15 protein-coding genes are annotated in these 19,948 nt (G+C 35.2%); 1 reads left to right on the top strand and 14 read right to left on the bottom strand.

The annotated features are described in order from the left end of the window. Positions 1-10 precede the first annotated feature (10 nt). Together LF886_RS09380 and LF886_RS09375 are read right to left on the bottom strand one after the other, a co-directional pair. Entirely contained in the window at positions 11-385 is a 375-nt protein-coding gene (locus LF886_RS09380) for a hypothetical protein (RefSeq protein WP_236853850.1), read from the bottom strand. A gap of 64 nt (positions 386-449) precedes the next feature. After that, positions 450-617: a hypothetical protein gene (locus LF886_RS09375; RefSeq protein WP_236853849.1), complete on the bottom strand. Its 168-nt coding sequence runs from the start codon at positions 615-617 to the stop codon at positions 450-452. 1,470 nt (positions 618-2,087) lie between these two features. On the opposite strand from LF886_RS09375, the gene LF886_RS09370 reads away from it, so the two are divergent. Continuing rightward, positions 2,088-2,753, top strand: coding sequence for a S24 family peptidase (locus tag LF886_RS09370; protein ID WP_228410003.1), 666 nt, complete (start codon positions 2,088-2,090; stop codon positions 2,751-2,753). 75 nt (positions 2,754-2,828) lie between these two features. Here LF886_RS09370 and LF886_RS09365 read toward each other — a convergent pair whose 3' ends face one another. From LF886_RS09365 to LF886_RS09310, 12 genes are all read right to left on the bottom strand, one after another. Further along, positions 2,829-3,737 (bottom strand): hypothetical protein, encoded by a 909-nt coding sequence (locus LF886_RS09365; RefSeq protein ID WP_236853848.1) that lies wholly within the window; start codon positions 3,735-3,737, stop codon positions 2,829-2,831. A gap of 114 nt (positions 3,738-3,851) precedes the next feature. Further along, the gene (locus tag LF886_RS09360) at positions 3,852-7,352 is read right to left on the bottom strand and encodes a hypothetical protein (RefSeq protein WP_236853847.1); all 3,501 of its coding nucleotides are present in this window, start codon (positions 7,350-7,352) and stop codon (positions 3,852-3,854) included. 86 nt (positions 7,353-7,438) lie between these two features. Beyond that, positions 7,439-10,438, bottom strand: a complete 3,000-nt coding sequence (locus tag LF886_RS09355; protein ID WP_236853846.1) for a PKD domain-containing protein — start codon at positions 10,436-10,438, stop codon at positions 7,439-7,441. Between the two features lie 13 nt (positions 10,439-10,451). After that, positions 10,452-10,934, bottom strand: coding sequence for a hypothetical protein (locus tag LF886_RS09350; RefSeq protein WP_236853845.1), 483 nt, complete (start codon positions 10,932-10,934; stop codon positions 10,452-10,454). A 32-nt stretch (positions 10,935-10,966) separates the two neighbouring features. Continuing rightward, positions 10,967-13,279: a hypothetical protein gene (locus LF886_RS09345; protein ID WP_236853844.1), complete on the bottom strand. Its 2,313-nt coding sequence runs from the start codon at positions 13,277-13,279 to the stop codon at positions 10,967-10,969. A gap of 21 nt (positions 13,280-13,300) precedes the next feature. Further along, a complete protein-coding gene (locus tag LF886_RS09340; RefSeq protein ID WP_236853843.1) occupies positions 13,301-15,043 on the bottom strand; it encodes a baseplate J/gp47 family protein in 1,743 nt (580 codons plus the stop codon). Positions 15,044-15,180: 137 nt separating this feature from the next. Beyond that, entirely contained in the window at positions 15,181-16,353 is a 1,173-nt protein-coding gene (locus LF886_RS09335; protein ID WP_236853842.1) for a hypothetical protein, read from the bottom strand. 89 nt (positions 16,354-16,442) lie between these two features. Next, positions 16,443-16,853, bottom strand: coding sequence for a GPW/gp25 family protein (locus LF886_RS09330; protein WP_109738065.1), 411 nt, complete (start codon positions 16,851-16,853; stop codon positions 16,443-16,445). A gap of 113 nt (positions 16,854-16,966) precedes the next feature. Continuing rightward, positions 16,967-17,257, bottom strand: a complete 291-nt coding sequence (locus LF886_RS09325; protein WP_066757051.1) for a PAAR domain-containing protein — start codon at positions 17,255-17,257, stop codon at positions 16,967-16,969. Positions 17,258-17,262: 5 nt separating this feature from the next. Beyond that, positions 17,263-19,008 carry a type VI secretion system tip protein VgrG gene (gene vgrG, locus LF886_RS09320; protein ID WP_124535467.1) on the bottom strand — a complete coding sequence of 582 codons (1,746 nt, stop codon included), beginning with the start codon at positions 19,006-19,008 and terminating at the stop codon, positions 17,263-17,265. 1 nt (position 19,009) lies between these two features. Beyond that, positions 19,010-19,735 (bottom strand): CIS tube protein, encoded by a 726-nt coding sequence (locus LF886_RS09315; RefSeq protein WP_236853841.1) that lies wholly within the window; start codon positions 19,733-19,735, stop codon positions 19,010-19,012. Continuing rightward, on the bottom strand, positions 19,735-19,896 hold the full coding sequence (locus LF886_RS09310; protein WP_185147220.1) for a DUF5908 family protein: 162 nt from the start codon (positions 19,894-19,896) through the stop codon (positions 19,735-19,737). The genes LF886_RS09315 and LF886_RS09310 overlap by 1 nt, the downstream gene beginning before the upstream one ends. Between the last annotated feature and the right edge of the window lie 52 nt (positions 19,897-19,948).

Genomic DNA, 19,948 nt, shown 5'->3' with positions numbered 1-19,948 from the left:
CTCAATTTTTCTACTGAACCATATCATCTTTTTTCTCTTCCTCCTCTTCAGGTTGTCTATTGGTCTTAATACCATATCTGTTTTCTATAAAAAGATTCACTGCTTTATCAATCCAGTTAGGTAGATTGGTAGTGATCATTTTCAGGAATTTATCATAGCCATACCCAAGTACAAATAATACTCCTGTTGAATACCATTTGTCATGTAATTCGGCTCTATTCATCAAATAACTCATTGTAAATCCAACGATTACAACGATTGACAATGTGATAAAATGTTCCCACGGTTGCTTCTTCTCCTTATTCTGTATTGAGACCAGTACTCTTAATAACCCTCCTGAAAATGCTATTGCAGTTCCGATTAAAAGGGCTTTTATACTATCCAAATTCATTCTTTTGCTATATATTATTGATTAAAAATTTTTGTTTTTACAATTTTCAGATGTATCATTATTCCTGATCCAGCATGTACATATCATCTAAAAATCTTTTGCTTTTTCGGATATTTCCAGTCTCATTCACATATGCTAATTCGTCAATAAGATCACTGATATCTTTACGGGGCTTTTGCAGCTTTTCCTTATCTTTTTTCTTCTTTTTCTTTTCTTTTTTTTTCATGGTTTCTAAGTTTCTAAGTTTCTAAGTTGTATTGAATGAACAGTTGTTTTTTACTTTTTTTGAAATTGGATTCTCTAATAACCTAAGGCCAGACGGTTTTTTTTTCAGGCCTATGTTTTCACTAAAAACAATAGAACTTAAAAGCAAAAACCGTTTTTCACCTTAGTATTTTACTATCAATTTACATTTGAGAAAGAGGTCAGGACAACCCTTTGATTCATCTGATCTACGGGTAGTTATTGGGGCAGGATAATAACTTTGAATCCTTTTCTATCTTTTTAGAATATTTTCATTTTGAGATCCAATTCATAAGCTCGTTCTAAAAGATTATCTTAATGAGGTTCAATGCAGTATATATGAATACATTGCCTGAACTTTGTTTTACTAACTTTGAAGAAGAATATTATATATCGTTCTTTCGGACAAAAACAACATTTCTGTTAGCTCGGTAACAATTACTTTCATCTGTTTATCTTGATTACGTTTTACATATTCAATGACGAAATCTTTTCTTTTCTCTACTAATTCTTTACTACGTTTCATGTTTGTATGGTTAAAAGTTTTTTTTATGCTAAAAGTTTTTTTTGAATTAGACGAGTTTTCGTATTTCTTATATTTTACCTTTTCATTGAGGACATAAGAAGCCTTAAAGGCATGGTTCAGGCCTTTAAACAGATGTCTAATTACATTATTTAATTTTGGTTTTTTTAGAAAGTCAACACCAGGTATCTTCTAATAGAAATGATACACCAGCTTCTTTCTTCTAAATTCTACTTCTTTGTAAATCATTCTGAGGATGCTTATAATCAATTGATGTTTTATAAGCACACAGAGTCAGCATTTACTTTTTGTATTTGTTTATAAAGAGCACAACATCCTATTTGTCTATATTAAATTATTCTCAAAAACAATTGAGCTTGTTTAACAAATTTTATCTCCTCTTTAGGATGTATTAACAATCTTACTGATCACTATAATTAATCGATATTTTATAGGTTGGCCAGTAGTGTGAGTCTGCATTTTTTATTCTATTTCATATTTTCGAAAAACAAAGAGCCAGTAGCTGCTTTATTTTTAAATCAATAAAAAAATAAACACATTCTCCTCACTGATAAAACCGAACAAAACAAACGCACAAAAAACCATTTTCATATTTATAAAAAATGCACTTTTTACACTTATTTAGATTAAAAAGATTTTTTTGTTTTAATTAGCGCATGATAAAACAAAATCTAACTACAAAGCGTATCAAGTATAAAAACCATTGTTTAACTTTTTGTTTACAGGGGTTTATATAATTCAAACAAGGATTTTAAATATTAAAACAACATTCAATTATAAATATAATTTTGTATATTTGTACGGTTCTATCTGAACAGCGAAACAAATATACGAACATTGTTCGTTTTTCAAAACACAAAAGAGAATATTTTTCATATTTTTTTACAAATAAACTATAAACATATCAAAATGAACTATTTAGAATTCAAAGAAATCAGAAAGAAACTAAACATGAAGCAGGCTGATATTGCAAAATCTATAGGAGTAGGCACCAGAGCTGTTCAATATTGGGAAAAAGGCGAACGAAAAATACCGGAAACAACGGCTTATTTTGTAACCAACTTACTGTTGGAACAACAAAAGGAACTCAATAATGATAGTGCGTCTCCTGTTGTTTTTTCGGATTTAAAAATCATGAACGTTCCGCTTGCCAATCAATATGCACAAGCCGGCTATCTAAGCAGATTTGCAGATGAAGAATATATAGAAAGTCTACCTACCATTCCTTTTACTGATGATGTGGAACACCGAGGTGAATACATGTGCTTTGAAGTAAAAGGAGACAGCATGGACAACGGATCATACGAAAGCTATCTGGAAGGCGACATTATTCTATGCAGAAATATCAGACAGGATTACTGGATGAGTAAGCTGCATTATGACAAGTGGGATTTTGTAATCGTTCACAAAGAGAAAGGAATTCTGGTAAAAAGAATTATCAACCATGATGTTGAGAACGGTATTATTACGCTTCATTCTCTGAACGAATATTATGAGGATTTCGAGATCCATCTCAAGGATGTTGCGAAGCTTTTCAATATTATAAGTACCAGACGTAAGAATAACAGAAGATAACTGCCCGGGTGAATAAAATCCTCAATTTCTTGAGGATTTTATTGGGGCTTTCAGATAATCACATTGTAAGATATTCTAATAATAGCACTTCTCCTCTTCAATGCCTCCTATTTCAGCAATTTCTGGCTGTACACGATAAATTAAATTTGGACTAAACTCCGAATTGGACCTTAGAAATGTAATCCATCTGATTCCACTTTTTTTCAAATTTTCAGGAGCATTTTGATCAAATTCTCTTATATTATCCGGTATTGCAAGCTTACCATTAGTCAGATAAATTATGCTACCCCTATCTGGTGGAGTGGGCTTCACAATCACTTTCAACAGCCAGGCAGGGAAGATTCCATGACAAAGAGAGTTTAGATTCCGCTCATCGTTGGGAGACAGGCAGTAAGCTTCTAGCCCCCATATTCCAGAATCAAATTTAACGTAATCCGACCAATCCGAAATTCCATTTGGCCTGCAATATTTTCTTATTCTTATGTATAAAGTAGTTTTATCAGGAATATTTCCATGTCTCATGTCAATATTCTCAGATTTAGTATAATTTACATCACTAAATCCTACTTTTGAATAAATAATATCTTCATCTCTAAAGCCAGAATCTGTTGCTATCTGATATTCCAATGTCGCAAGATTGCCAACATTCTCAACCTCGTAATCCATTACTAGCTGGCCATTTTCCAACACTTTTACTCCATAGACCTTCGGAGTTTCACAAGAAGAGTTACACCCTCCAACTACCAAAGTAGCATTGCTTGTAGCAACACTTCCATTTATTGCCAATTCAACATCCAACGCATAAGTACCAACAGCCTGAATACCGGGTAATTTTATTGAATTACTATTCTGAAGCAATGCGGCCTTTATATCAACGGTCTCTACAGTGGAGGATCCCGGTGGATATTTGTATTTCACAAAAGCATCTTTTATTGTTTCGGAAGATTGGTATTCTATTTTAAATGAAACATCACATTTTTCCATTATATTATGTTTATTGTTATTATTTATTTTTTCTAGTATGTAAGGGGTGTTGTAATTATTCTAAAAGATAAAAAACACCCCTTTACATTAGATATAGCACAAAGAATGTGTTCCTTAATCTACTCTTATCTCTGCTACATCGATTTCAAATGCATCACTATTAGCATCCTTAACCAAAAGCTGGAATCTATATTTCCCAACTTTTAAATCCTTGATGATCAAGTTATCTTTGTTAACGTTTTCAAGTATTACATCCGGACCTTCTAATTTGCTCCAGAAATACAAAAGCTCATTCGCTCCTCTACCCCATCCTTTTAATCCCAATCTCCTGGTAGGTAAATTAGATAAAAGAAGGTTTTGAGCCCCGCCAGCATTAGCTATAATAGTGGGTAACTCAACAATACAACAATTTTTATTAGGAAAGCTAATGCTATCTATCACAACTGTTGGACGATATTCATTTTTATAGGAAAGAATGTTTGAAGTAACGGTATTATTTTCTCCATCTATTACAACCACTTTATATAAATTTGTACCAAACCCATTTATAGAGTCTGTAAATGTCGTCCCATTAAAATTGCCAGTAAACGAACTCCATGTAGCTCCATTATTAATACTTTTCTGAATCTGAACGCTAGCAATATCTCCATCCTGATCGTTTGTATAAACATCAACAGCATAATTACAAATAGGCTGTGTACATAACCTATCCCCATTTCCTAATATATCATTCCATTTGATTGATACAGTCGGTGGGTGATTTTCTTTTTTATAAGACAGGATATTTGAAGTTGCTTTATTGTTTTTCATATCTGTAACAATTGCTTTATACAACTGCATACCAGCTCTGTTTATAGTATCTGTAAATGTTGTCCCCGTAAGACTGCCAGTAAACGAAGTCCATGTAGTCCCATTATCAGTACTTTTAAAAATCTGAATATTTGCAATATCTCCATCCTGATCAGTTGCAAAAACATCAATTGCAAAACTACAAGCCGACTGTATGCATAACCTGTCCTCAATTCCTGAAGTATCCTTCCATTTGATTGATACAACCGGTGGGTGATTATTCGGATCTTTTATAATTCCAATATCATTAAATCCCGGAAGTTCTAATGTGTTTTCTGGATTTTTACATGAACCCACTAAACCGAATCTAATAGAGTATTTACCTAAAGGCAATGTGATTGTTCTTCGTGGACGGAATGATCCAGATTCATAATGCCATCCATTTGCAAGATCACTTGAATCATAAATATTCAAACCTGTTATTCCAGAAAGATCTGAAGGTAAATCCCAATCAAATGTGAATGTTTGGGTACCATTACCATTATCAACAACTGTATATTTAATATTTGAAATCACCGGACACTCTTTGGTCTGGGGTAAATTTACAGGTATCGTCTCACTACATCCGCCACCACTCACTTTTACCCTTACTACTGGAATATTTTTTGGATCCAGATTAGAATACTTGTAACTCACATATCCATTTTTATCTGGATTTAGAGGAACCCAAAAATCATTACCCAGGAAATCCCAGCTGTAGGTATAGTTTTCAAAATTTTGTCCTGAAACTTTAAAGTTTACTATTGTTGTTTTTGAATCTCCACCAGAATAAATGACAGGTTCAACGACTTCTACTTTTATATTTGGTTGTGAAATCACTTTAATACTACAATTGGTAGGCTTCCCGTTGACAGTAAAGGTAATTTCCTTATCAAGCAGACTTAGGTCTACCTTTTTCGGATTAAAGAAATATTGTGTACCGATTAGTTCCACACCACCTTTTACATTTGCACTAACATTAGCTTTCACTTCTCCATTCGCAGGCATTACTTTAAAAGGTATAGGGCGGGATTCTACACAAATAGTAGTGGTTGGCAAGCTCAGTTCAATTTTATTTTTTGGAGTACAGCATATGTACGGAAGTGAAAAATCCGCAACAACTCTGTTGTCTCTCCCAATATTCTGATAAACAATAACAAATGTACCTCCTCGCTGAACACCACGTCTGTGCTCCAATCCCGGATGTTTTTCTACATATTCATTGAAATAGGCTTTTACCAGGTCTTTATTATCTTTTAATTCATCTAAAGACACAAGCATAATATCAAATCCCAGTTGCTGCTTATCTCTGATTTCTTTTATTTGATCAAAAGCTATTTGATAATCCAATCCCTGATGCCCTTCTATATTATAAAATGAGTTTTTATCTATATTAAAACTCAAAGGATCTTGTATATGTGCGTTTAATGCAAGCCCTGTATCATATGCCAGGTTATCTCTAAATGACCGATTACTTGTTTTATCAAAGTTCCATGCTTTTAAAAGTTCTACTGAAAGCTCGTAATAAAAAGGAACTGCTTTGTTGCTCAGAGGATTCAATTTTTGAGATGGAGTAATTTTGATCTTTGAATTCACCCCAATTTCAACGAAGTCCGGATACTTGAAACTCAGTACCTGCTGATTAAAACGATTAATCAACACTTTGACTCTTTGTGTTGTTTTCTCATCATCCAGTACAGGCGAGTTATAAAACTGATGTCTTGAGAAATCTAATTCAGTATCCGATAGTAATTTCCCAAGCATGATATGTTTAGGAAAAGAAACTACATCAGGAAGACACTTGGTAAATGCTTTAGGAAGCAGCTTTATAATTTCAGAATAAGTATCTGCCAAATCCTTCACTACATCATAAGCATACTGAAAACCAGATTCTTTAGCAAGGAACTTATTTAATGTGTTTTTAAAAACTGAATAGTTCACTCCTGAAGTTCCCATGAACTGAGAAATGGTATTGATTTTTTGAAAAAGAGCCTCACCATACTTATTTTTATCTAAAGCTTTGATATACAAATCTCTTAAATCAGTAAAGGAAAAAGGAGTGTCAATGTCATTTTCTAAAATAAGCTGTTCTACAATAACCCGCTCCTGTTTTACAGGTCCCAGGATATCATCCACGAACAATGGATGAGGCTGAATCTTATCTTTTCCAAGAATATAATTGATTCCGTTTGCTGTAGTGACTAATACTTTGAGATTTCGAATTTGCTGGATTCCATGGTTATCACAATCAACTCCCCTACAAGGTTTCACTTCTTTTTCATAATCCTCCAGATACAGCAACAGATATTTATTTTCTAAATCTGAAAGATTGCTGATGGGTTGAAAACCAGAATTTGCTTCCTCATCTGTTGCTAATTCCCACAGCTCAATCTGGTTGTCTTTTCCATAATAAAATGCAGGATAATTTACTTTAAAATTATCATATTTTTTAAAATAGGTATACTTTTTACTTTCTATCTTGACAGTCTTTAAATCACTTACATACAGATCTTTACTTACCTCATTGGTATTATTCAAAGTCAGCAGATCTCCGTCGGTTGTTATAGCCACTCCCTGAGAAAGTTGTATGCTGCTCAACAGCTTATTTGTATAAATAAGATCTGGTTTGAGACCACATACAATACCTACCCCTTGCAACAGCACTCTGGACAAACGGTCCTGATCTTCAAAAAAATCTAAAAACTCGTTGAACTGGGGGTGTTCTATGTATTGTCCTTTACTGAATTTGCGGTATTGGACTGCTATATTACTTAATTGATTATTCATTATTGTTCATTTTTTAATGATTCATTAAGGTCTTTTAATAAACTTCATAGGCAATTTATACTGCCTATGAAGTTATTATTTGACTATTATTTTGTCACTCCTGTACAAGGGTTTATCTTTAAGAAATTCCCATTTGGATATCCTTTATAAATAGGAACTGTAGCGTTTGCCAAGAAGATTTCTGTATAGGCAACATCCTGGTGACAACCAGTTGGTGGTCTATTATTAACAGGTAAAGCACATTCAAGTGAAAACTCTACAAAACCATCCATTGTTTTCGAGGCCATTAGTTTGGCTTCGGCTTGAGTGATAATAATTTCATTATATCTACTCAATGGAGGAGTACCAGGTTTATGATTGTTTCTATCCTGATTACCTCCTGTATTACTTAAATGTATATTTCCAACAAAGCCAGGGTATGGATTTATTCCTCCAATTACAATATCGTTTCCTGTTAAGTTGAAAGTAGCATCATTACAAACGTGACCAGTGTCTATATCATCTCTATACTGAATGACCACTCTCATACCACTTAAACATGCAATAGTAGATTGACCTTTTAATTTCAGCGGAGCTAATTTGTACACAGTACTACAGCCATTAGCATTGGTTACTGTAAGGATTGGATTGAACGTTTTTTCTTGTCCCGCAACAAGCTTGTACACATAGGTTTTTATGTTGGCAGGTGCCTCATTATGCTGTACTGGAGTACCATCATCAAAATTCCAAGTAAATGTAAGACCTGTAAAGTCCCCGGCAACTTTAAATTCAACCGTAGCATCCGGATTGTTTGCATTTTCGTCCGTTGTAGGAGCATCATAGCTCACACCTCCTGTGGTAACAGATACATTTGGTTGTGGATACACAACCATCTGTGCTTCCACTAGATCATCATTAACCGTAAACGTAATGGTTTGTCCAAAATAAGCAGCGTTAACCAAACTAGGATCGAAGAAGCTTTGACCTCCGGACTGCGTAACCGCAGGGATCTGAGTACCATTTATAAATGCTTTCACTTCTCCGTTTTGCGGAACGATTGTCATAGCAATCGGAGCATCTTTCTGACATAGTTTACTGTCTGGCAGCATCAGGAACACAGGTTCCTTTTTAGAACAACACAGATAAGGTAATGAGAAATCTGCAAGAACCTGATTGTACGTTTCTGATGCGTAAATTAAGACAAAGGTTCCACCCGGTTCTACACCGGCTACATGCTCTAAGCCTGATTTTCTTTCTAAAAATTCGCTTAACAGTTCGCTTACAACATCATCTTTTTTAGGATCTTGTTTTACCACAGTAACTCCTTCTGGTGATCCGTCTTTTGCGAATTCAGCTTTATTTAACAGTCTTAATTTCTCGTCTAACTTAGAAATATTTAGTAAGGTGTTTTGTGAATCCCCTTTTCTATTACTGATATCACTGGAAATTGATGTTAATTGTTTTCTAAGGTCATCTATTGATACTGTTTTTTCATTGGATACAGCGGCAGTAGGTTTTTCACCTTTCTCTAAAACCAAAGCAATAACATCAAAGGCTAATCCGTATTTTGTTTTAAGATCATTGATATTTTGTAAGGCTGTTTTGTAAGGCAGTGTTAAATGCCCTTCAATTCTATAGAAATCGTTGTTATCAATATTATAAATCAAAGGATTCTGAACAAAATCGTCCCCAGCCAGATTGGCTGTGTGATAGCTTAAATTGTAAACTTCTCTATCTGTTTTTGTTTTTTCAAAGTTCCATTGAGCCAATAATGGCTTATCTACATTATAATAATAAGGGATTGCTTTTTCACCTAATCTAACATAAAGATTGGAAGGCGTAATTTTAATAGCTCCCATATAGGATTGAAATCCATTTATTTTCTGTACAAAACGATTGGCAAGCATTACGACTCTTTCGTAGTTCTCATCATCATTTGTGGTTACAGGTGAATGGTAAAAACCGTGACGGAGTGGAATATATTTTCCTAGTTCCTGAGCTGCTCCAACAGCCCCCAGCATAAGGTGTTTGGGGAATGAAGCTATAGCAGGACAGCATTCCGCATTAAGATGCAGGATCAATCCTTTTATTTCATTGTAAGTATCAATTAAATCTTTTAGCAAATCATATCGATACTGATAGTCGTCAAAACCTCGTACCGTATTCTTAAGTAAAGAATCCAACTTATCAAAAAGAGGTTGTCCTCCCAGGTTGACACTCACGTTAAAGGTACTTGCAATTGCATTAAAACCTTTGCTTAATTCTGCAACAGAACCAATGGCATTTTGGAATTTTTCTTTCAACTGCTTTGCTGATACAACAGCAGGGTCCAGAATAACTCTTTTGGCTTCTATTTTAGGCAACTGATCAAAAAGTTCTTCATAAGAATTGTGAACATTATAGATGGTGTCTTTTGCATCTCCCTGCTTGATAAGATCTAAAACAGAATTTGAATCTGCTAAAAGCACTTTGAGATTGGATACCTGCTCTGCACCGGTATTGTCACAATCTGCATCCTGACATGGTGATTCTTCATTGGAATAACTTTCTAAATACAGAATTACGGTTTTACCATAGATGTTGGTGATTTCTTTTGTGTGCTTAAAATCTCCAACATTAACACCTTGGTTTTTTAATTGGGTATATTCTTCCTGCGTAATCAATTCTAAAAGAGGGATTTGTTTCCCTCCAATAAGAAAATGTTTGTATCCTACCTTATCAGTATAATTTCTAAAATATTTGTAAGTATTGGTAGTGAAATCGATAGTAACTTCTGCCTCTTTATCTGTTTTCTGGCGCAGCGTTATTAAATCACCATCTGTGGTAACTCCGGCACCTTGTGTAATCGCAATTGTATTAAAATTAAGATCAATTGCTCTATCTTCAGATCCAGACTTTTTTTCCATTACAGAATCAGGCTGTAAAACAAAATCTATGTATGTCGATTGAAAACCACATACTACTCCCACCCCGCTCAGGCGAGTTCTTGAAAGCCTGTCCTGGTCTTCGAAATAGTCTATAAATTCGTTTAATTGCCCTTCTGTTAACGCTTGATTTTCGTTGAACTTTCTATATTGGGTTGTTATATTATCTAATTTAGCATTCATTGTTTTTCGGTTTTTATATGTTTGATTGTCCTAATATGATTTTTCCGTCTAAGCTGTCATTGTCATCCATTGCGCAGTCCAGAAGTCTTCCCGGTCTATAAATATTGTTTAAATGGGTAAGAGCGGTCAATAAATCTGTAATGCTGTTTCCAAGGTTAACAATATTGTTTCTCGATTTATCTAAAAGGTATTTTTTAAAGGCCACTTCAAATTCAGACAAGTCATTCTGAGCAATTTCTGTTTCTGTCAATCGATCTCCCACCCAGCAAATTTTTGCTAAAACATGGGCCGGAATTTCCTGTCTGATAACTGTTTCGGCATAGCGTCTGAAATCAGGATCCTGGAAACGATAAGCAAAGCCTGGAAGAACAACGCTTACTCTGTAAGAATAAGGGTCAAAAACATCTGTTTCGCAATCTTCTTCACAAGAATGCATGAAAGCTTCTGAATATTTTATTGGATCTTTTGCAATACCTTTTTCTTCAAGGTCATACATTATTCTAAAGCTCCCTTCTATAGACATGCAGCCTATGCCCCCATGAGTTTATAATCTTTGGAGGTTGGCTTTAGTAATAAGTGCTCAACAAGGAAAATACCTTCTTCTGTAAATTCATATTTAAAATACTTCACGATCTCCCTAATCCCATCTTTCAATAATGGCAATGATGGATAAGGGTTAGTTTTTTTGTGCGTAGCAATGACATTTTGCTTATCGGTATCATCCAGAATCTCCAGATAGAAGTTACCTCCCAATGAAACACGGATTTTTATATTCCCAATTAAGCAGTAATTATACTCACATGCTATTAGTTTTTCTATTGTATCTTCGAGATGCTTCTCATCTAATCTGTCTAGTTCATTTTCAAGATCTTCCTGATCTATTTGAATCGTCTGATAAATCGCTTCATTTAAGCTTTTGGTTGCAGCGTACTCAATTTTGTAGGTATTGACAGATGATAGAATAATATTGCTATTAGCATCTTTTATTTTCCAGGTATAGCTGTCTTTATTATTACTATCTTTTGTTTTGATGATTGAAACAGGTGACTGAGATAAATTTCTCTGCCTATAATTTTTAATCCCCAACAAACGGGCTATCCTTTTCTGTGCACCGGAAATATTGTTGGTATTCCAAATATCTGAATCCCCAATTAATGTATAATTGTAACCCAATCCTCTGTCTTTACTTAATGATGTATACTCTTTTAGGAAGGTTTCTTTGTTACTCAGGACAATTTCATCGGCAGATTTTCCATACAATGACTTCATTAGGAACGTATAATCACTGAATGTTTCAGCAAAGCGAGAGGTCAAATGATTCAAAACTTCATTTCGGCGTTCCACACTGTTATCCAGCTCTTCATATAACGAATCAGTAAGCTCATCCTCGTTAGTAGGATAATCATGAACCAACTGTTCAAAGCCTTTAATATTTTTAAGAGCCTGCGTAAAATAAGTTCTTTTCAAATCACCATTTACGCTTAATACTTCTTTTACTTTTTCAAGGTGTTTGAAGTAGCTGGCAAGGATCTGATCAAAAAACAGCAAATAGCCTTTCAATTGTTTGGCCAGAGCTTCTCTCTCTGGAGATTGATTTCCTATAATCCCTGATACTCCTACTCCATATGTATCCGGAAATTCATTCAAAACAGTAGCATAGTTTGCGATATCATACGAAGTTCCCTGTGGTAAAGTCAATTCTTTATTTTGTCTTGCATCATCCCTCAATATTTCTTCTTCTCTTTTAAGAATTTCTAAATATTCCTGAACTTTTTTGTCATTGATATTTAATGGAAGAGAGCCTTTACTGTAGCTGAACGAACTAAGATCGCATAGCTCAGGTTTTCTGCCTTTTTCAATGCAGATCAGCCAATCATTGGTTTGTTTGATTACGCTATCACAACCCGCAATAGAAATTTCATGAATTTCTTTAACTCCGTCAATTTTCATGACTTCACTGATGATATCGGAAAGACGAACTTCTTTTCTTAACTGACTTTTTTCAAGTTCTTCAGTATCAATAAAACCGTTGTCCAAGAGTGGTCCTTCAAAAATCTGATCTGTAGCCAGACCTTTGTCAAGCATTTGCTTCAGTGAATAAAAATGAACCTCCGGAGACAGGTAGTTATTGATCGCTTTTATTACTTTAGCGTGTACCAGCTCTTCATCAGCTTTGTTTACAAGTCCGATGCGGGCACAGACAGCCACTTTCTGGGTTTCAATTTCTTTAATTTCAGCCAAATCTTCGCAAAGACTTCTATTGGCATGGTAGCGGTCTAATATATTGATATTGACATTGGATTTTTGACATCCAACGACATCATTATCAATATCTTCGGCATAATCTACATAAAGATCATAGAGTCCTTTAACTTTAAGATCTTGTATCTTTTCTCCAATCGGCTTAAAATCTAATTTCCCGGTTTTGCAATCAACGTACAATGTTTCAGTTTTAGGAACTAGCCAACAATTGCGGATGGGTCTTTTATGACCTGCCACCAGGTTGATATCTATAAACAACTTTCTATAGTCAAGCTCGTTTAAAGGTCTTGAAGGTAAAATCTCCGTAGCCTTTAGAAACTGTGTATGAATGTCTTTCTTTACATCTTTGGATGCTAAGATATCTTCCATATTCAGGTTCATTCTCATCCCAAGATCTGTGATGGCATAACTTAACACTTCCAGCGTGGTAATACCCGGATCATGAGAGTTATAATCGGTCCAAAGTTTTCCTCCTAATTTTTCTATGTATTCAATACCTGTTTTTCGTAGAAAATGAAAATCTGTTTGATCTCCGGTTTCTATATTTTTTGATATACTAATGTGCTTATTTTCTGACATGATTATGTTTTCTTATTATTATTAAATACATACTTGGTCCGTAATACTTACATCGTGCTGCTTCGCAGATACCAGAATTGATTTTGGATCTACTTCGATTAAAGATTGTTTTTGTAAAACATTATTTACCAGTATCTTTATCTCGTCAATATAATCTACGTAATACAGCTGCTCCAAGTAATTAATGAGCTGATTAACATTCAGTTCCACGTTAAAATCGATATCTTTAGAGTCTGTAAAAGCCCAGGGCGATATATATTTTTTAATATCTTCGTCTAATTGCTGGAGATAAAATGTTTCGTCGTACTGCTCAAAGAATTTGACTTTCGTTTCTACTTTTGCTTCTTTATAATTTGGATTGATTACCTGAGCGTTAACATGCATCGTATTTAATTCATTGACATAATTTTGAATTTTATTCAGACTGGCTCTGCTTACTCTTGGCTGATAGACATCAAAAGCATTTTTATTTTTAATATTCGGCACTACCATTAAGGTTACATGCCCTGGAGCCATATATGATTTTTCAGAGGTATGATTTAAACATTTTACCTTAAAGACTTCCGGAAATTCCTGTAATACCAGTTGTTCGTAATCCCATTGGGTAATGGCTCTGTGCTTATGTCTCAGACGTTCACTCACGCGTCTGTAGAACTCTGTGTCTGTTTCTTTGTATTTACCATCGAAAGAATTGTAAGGCTGGCTAACCGATTTCACCTGAGGAACTCTGGTAATAAGCTTAGCAATAGTTTTCGCTTTCAATCCGTTATTCAAATGGGACAGATCATTGTCCTGATTCTGGAATGTTGCTAAAACAGCCTGAGTATATATTCCCTGAATTTTACATACCGCATCATAACTTCTTTGTGATTTGGCTCTGATCCAAAATAATCCGTTGGTAAACCTTGTATGGTTGGTATTGATATCTTTAGGAATCTTAAACTTTACAATACCTGATTCCAGAAATCTTCTGGTCTCATTCTGCAGCATATAATTCGACAGACTCACCCATGTATTATTTGAAAGGATATGCCATTCTATAAACTCTTTTTCCTGGAAAGTATCCACTAAAGGATTTTCACTTCCTTCCAGCATTTGGATTAATAGTGAAACGGTGGTTTTTGGCATTGCTTCCAAACCGATGTATAGCTCACCTCCGTTTCCGTGTACAGATACGATACTTTTCGTTTCAACTTCTTTTTCATATTGTCCGAATGCATCTTCATGATACAATTGTACCCCTTTACTTTTTGAGGCCACACTGTCAGAACTTTTATCTAAATACGAATATGCATTTTCCTTTGCGCTGTAATTCAGTTCTATATCTTCAGCAAAAGGAATGTAGGGTTCGTTTGGAATCAGCTTACCACTAATGGGTTTGCTTGATAATGCCAATGTGTACAACTTAGGGTATACATCCTGTAGTGAAGACTGGTTCAATGTTAATCTGATAGACTCACTGGTACCAGACTCTTCATTTGTATTATTGATAGAAAACTGGGTTTTATAAGCACCATCTACTTTTTTGAATACATCAATATTATTGGCTTTGGCGTACCATATTTCTTTTTCCAACAATGAGGCATCTGCTTTAAAATAAGCATCAGAACCTACAATTGATGAATTTTTTAAGCCTTCAAAATCCTGTAAGCTGATATTTTGATTAGGCTGAATGATGTATCCGTTGTATAAATCTTTTATAGAATCCGGAGTATTTTTCCAATGAATACTAATGTCTGCATTGAGCCATTTTTTGGAAAACATTTCAGGACATTTGATATAGAAATTAGATCCTTTAATGGGCTGTGCAGTGAATGGATAATACGGTTTTTCCGAATTTAATGTACTGCTGTCATTTTCTATCTCTATTGATTTTACTCCTTTTACATCAACCGCTATTTCTATATTTTTATTAGTTTTTCTGAAAGAGCTTCGTAGATATCGTAGTACTTTTCTCCTTCGATCATAAACCTTACGACTGGGAATTGAGTTTGGAATGTTTCTGACAGTACTTCCTTATTGTATTTTACAACTGCCGGGAAATCTTTGGGCAGTGTAAAAGAAAGTTCTAATCTTTCTTCTTCGTTTTTAATACATTTTAAAACGATGCCCGATAACCACTCTTTTTCACCACTACAAAGCACTTTGATATTATTCTCAATATATTTATCTTCAATTTCCTGTAGTTTTTGAGTCGAATTTTTATTAAAATCTATTGTAAGAGTGACTGTTCTTTCCCCTTCTTTTAAATCAAATAAAGAGGACGCCACTGAAAAGCCTAGTTTAGCTTTTGGGAGCTCTTTGTAAATAGATTTATCCGAAACTGTTTCATCCGAGTTATACCCGAATGGCCACCAATAGTTGCTGTCTTCCGGTAATTTATCACCCAGACCATCAGCCGTATTGGCTATGGGAGCCATTTTTAGCTCTCTTTTTTTAACATCGTTTAAAAAACTTTTAATTTCGACTACTTTTGCCTGGTTGGCAATGAGTTCTCCATCTGTTTTGTACACTCGCTTTTTTCCTTCAGCGTCTTTATCACCATCCAGCAGTGTACCGGCTGGAATTTTTTCCTGAATTGCTTTTTTTGCTAATTCAAAAATCACGTAGACTTTGTCTGATTTAGCATCATTTTTCTCAATTTGAAGTATTTCATTATAATAGAAATCCAAATGCCTTTTCGTCAGATTGTTGAAGGCTTTTTTTGAGAAATCTAATAATTTTAAAAAACAAACAAATAATGTCAAGTGAGGGGTCAAGTTGCTGTCTTGTTCAAACTGGGACATAAGATCTGTAACCTGTTTTTTCATACTTTTATACTCAATGCTTTCTCTGCGAGGCATTACAACATTGGTATCATCACCCAAGAAGAAGTTTCCCCAGTTTCCTTGTGGTTTTGTATTATCATCTTTGTCAAAATAATTTACACGCTTAGCAAAATTGTTTGCAAATAATAGCCAATCAAACAAATCGAAATCGTGTAATTCAAGATTGCTAGGATCTAATTCTGCTAAAAAGCGCTGCATTTGTGATTTTCCTTCACGATAATGTGAAAATGTATCTGTTTTTTTCATTTGTTTATATTTATCTTTCTATGGTCAGATGCAATACTTCATGTAGTGTTTGGTAGTATTCAAAATGGCTACAGACATCCCGTAATTCATTATATTTCGGTAGCTTCTCCTTTGTAGAAAGGAAAAACAATATTGCTTCTTGTATTAGTATTTCTTACTTCGTAGTCAACTTGTATCAAAACTTCTCCCTGAAGTTCTTCCTGAGTATCGATATCAATACTTAAAATATTTATTCTAGGTTCATGATATAAAATAGCACGCTCAACGATTCCTTTCATTTGGGTAATAAGCGTTAAGTCCAGAGGCTTAAAGAGCATTTCCTGCAAGTCACATCCGTAGTTGGGGAACATGACACGTTCACCCGGGCGCGTCGACAACAAAATAATAAGGCTATTGTTGATGTCTTCTACATCTGTGGTCATTGCCAGTTTTCCTTCAGTCTGATTAAACTCAGGCGGGAAGCTCCAGCCTATTCCTAAAAAATCTGTATTTATTTTCATACGTTATTTGTATTATATTTAATTGTAACATCTTGCATCTGTAACATAGAGTTTTAGTTATTCTAACCGTTTTGTTATGGATGTTTTACATTTTTATTTTTAATTAAATGGGATCATCCACCTATTAAAACAGTAGCTTCACCTGCGGTTATTACCCCTCCATGAGCGGTAGAATCTCCCATTCTTGCGGCTTGTTTTCCGCCGATCAAAACACTTGAAGATCCTGATGCAATAGTGTCTAGTGGACCTGTGCATACTGCTTTGTCTCCCACTCGTGCTGCGGGCATACCTCCAATAAGTACCGTAGGTTCTCCTGCCGGAATGATGGGTCCGCCTACATGCGGAACCGTGCCTGTCACCATAGGACAAGTATGCATGTCTGTAATTCTTGCTGCCGGTTTCATGATTATTAATTAATTTTTACTTGAGATCCTTTTACAACTGTTACTGCTCCTGATTTAAGTTCTGAACCGGAACTGCCTTCTGCTTTTAACTGCGCAGATGCTTTTAAACCGATATTCGTTCCTTCAATTTTTACATCGCCTTTTGCCTTTATTTTGATGTCTCCTGCACTTTCCATACTAATACCATCTTTATTAAGGGTAAGAATATTAGAATGTTCATCTTCTATTTTAATGACGTCCGCATCTTCATCTAAAATCACTTTTTTCCCTTTTGGTGTCTCCAGGGTATATGAGATTTTGTCATCATTGAAGATCATTTTCATTTCGCTTCGGGTGACAAATCCTTTTTCATGATTATCATCAGAAGCTACAATTGGAGCTGGTTTTGCACTGCTGTTTAGCATTCCGAGCACCACTGCATCATTGGGATCGTCATTAATGAATCCGATGATGACTTCATCTCCGATTTCCGGTCTGAAAAATGACCCTCTGTTTTCTCCTGCATCAAGAGTGGCTACACGTGCCCAAATACCTTCTTCCTCGTTATTGATGATGGGTATTTGCACTAAAATTCTATCTTCACCATCCGGATCTGATTCTAATTGTGATACTACCCCAACATGTAATCCGCTTATGGAAGGAATAATTCCTGAACCTGGCATTTCACTTACATCATAAGTTTCTGAAAACCACGTTGGAGAAAGCCCAAACTGTGCATCTACCAGCCAATTTCCTTCGGCTATTTCATGACGGACACCGGTTACGTATATTTTTCCGTTAAATCGGTTTCCTACTCCCTGAAGTGTTAATGAAACTCCCGGTACTACAGATGGAATTCCCTGGAATTGTACTCTTCCTCTGGTTTTTGCTAACTGTTGAAAAGTTGCTTTCGCATCGCTCCATTCCTGAAGCTCGCTTTGGGTAAGGTTTCCACCGTGTTTAAGCTGAAGGTCTTCAATTCCAAAAACATCTGCTAAATCACCGGATGAAAGATTTCCATTGAGTTTAATAGCCGGATCCTGTGCTTCAACTTCTGTCACTTCCTGATCGGTATAACTCCATGTTTTGGCTGTAATTTTGTTGAATTGATCTCTGGCATCTATCTCTCCGTCAAATTCATGTACGGAGGATCCGTAAACCACTGTTTCTACGGCTTCACCACTAAAATCAGGCTTGGCAACTTTTATCGTTCCGTTATCTACAAAACAAAGTTTACCGTTAGCCTGTGCTCTGGTTAACATGAAATCCCAATCAGAAGCCCGGTACTGAACCAGTTCTTTATGTGAATTTGAGGTAGCTTCTACATCGGCAGTTGCACCGCTATTTCCTATTAATTCTTCAATGATATCGCTGTCTTTGCTGTCGTAGAAATATTTGCTTTTTCTCCCTAAAGTCATTTTCACAGCTTTATCTCTACATTCGATGATGAGGTAAGAAGAACCGTTTCTAACTTTTATATTGTGTTTTACAACAACTCCTTTAAAGATGGTTTCTTCTTCAGAGTGGTATCCGGCAGTGATCTCAATTTCTTTTCCGGGAATTAACAGATCTTCATTACTGAGCTTGAAATCCTGCTCCGGTGCACTTCCATCTAAAATAACAATGTGGGCATAAGGAATTCTGTTGATTTCTTTTTCGACTACAATGCTTTTCACACCATACTTGCCCGGCAATTCTGTACCTCCGGACATAACCTTATAGGTGATCAGGTCTGAGTTTTTTGCTGTTTGTATGTATCCGCTATTATTCATATTATGAAACTTTTTCTATTGGCGGAAAGAATAATTCTTGCCCTGGTGTTAATTGTCTAAAATTGATAAGACCGTTTACCTTAGCTACTTCCAAATAGTATTTAGAATCGCCGTAAATTCTTTCGGTCATTAAGGGAAGTGTATCTCCATCCTGTATTGTCCTTTTGTGGGTAAGATCCGGAGACTGTTTATTCCCCATTCTTGCTGCAAGTTCTTTACTAATAGCCTCTACAAAAGTTGCTTTGCCTATAGCTCTTAATGGGTGTCCTTCCGGAGTAAACATCTTATAATCTATTGTAAATTCAGTAAGAGCTCCTTTAAATTCAAATTCTCCCCAAATAACGATGACATTATACGGTTTATGAATCGGCCCATTAAAATCTCCTGTTGCTGCATAGAAACGATCCAGTTGAGATTTAACAGTATCTTTTTTGAACTTATTTTTTGTTAGCACATTGATAAGCTTATTACCTCCATATGCTTTGGTCACTCCCGTACCATCAAATAAAAACTCTAATTGTAAGGATTGAGGAGATGTTTTAATATATTTTGCATCGGTTCCATTGGCTCCGGGTTCCTGTGTTGTATCATATTCAACTTTACGGGTAAAAGAAAAACCTGTAGGGTTAATAAGCGCTACAAAAGCCTTACTATCAATTATAGCATCTGAACCGAAACTGTTATCCTTATAGGTCCCTATCTTTACTTTCATAATTTCTCCTGCCATTATCTTTCTTTTTTACGTTGTTCTATTTTTACTACTTGCTCTACACTTTCGCTGATTGCCCGCATGATTTGTTCTTCATCTACCGAAGTGGCAGTTGTGGTTGCTGCTGCTTTTTCGTCCACATTTATTTTAATGTGAAGCTCTTTTATTTCTATTGGCATTTCGTTTGTTTTTTAATTAATTATTAATACGTAAAAAACTTAAAACCAATTA

Origin of the sequence: Chryseobacterium sp. MEBOG07 (assembly GCF_021869745.1) — a bacterium.
GTDB classification, from domain to species: domain Bacteria; phylum Bacteroidota; class Bacteroidia; order Flavobacteriales; family Weeksellaceae; genus Chryseobacterium; species Chryseobacterium viscerum.
Note: the sequence above shows the minus strand (reverse complement) of the source record. Positions and strands in the feature narration are given on the sequence as shown.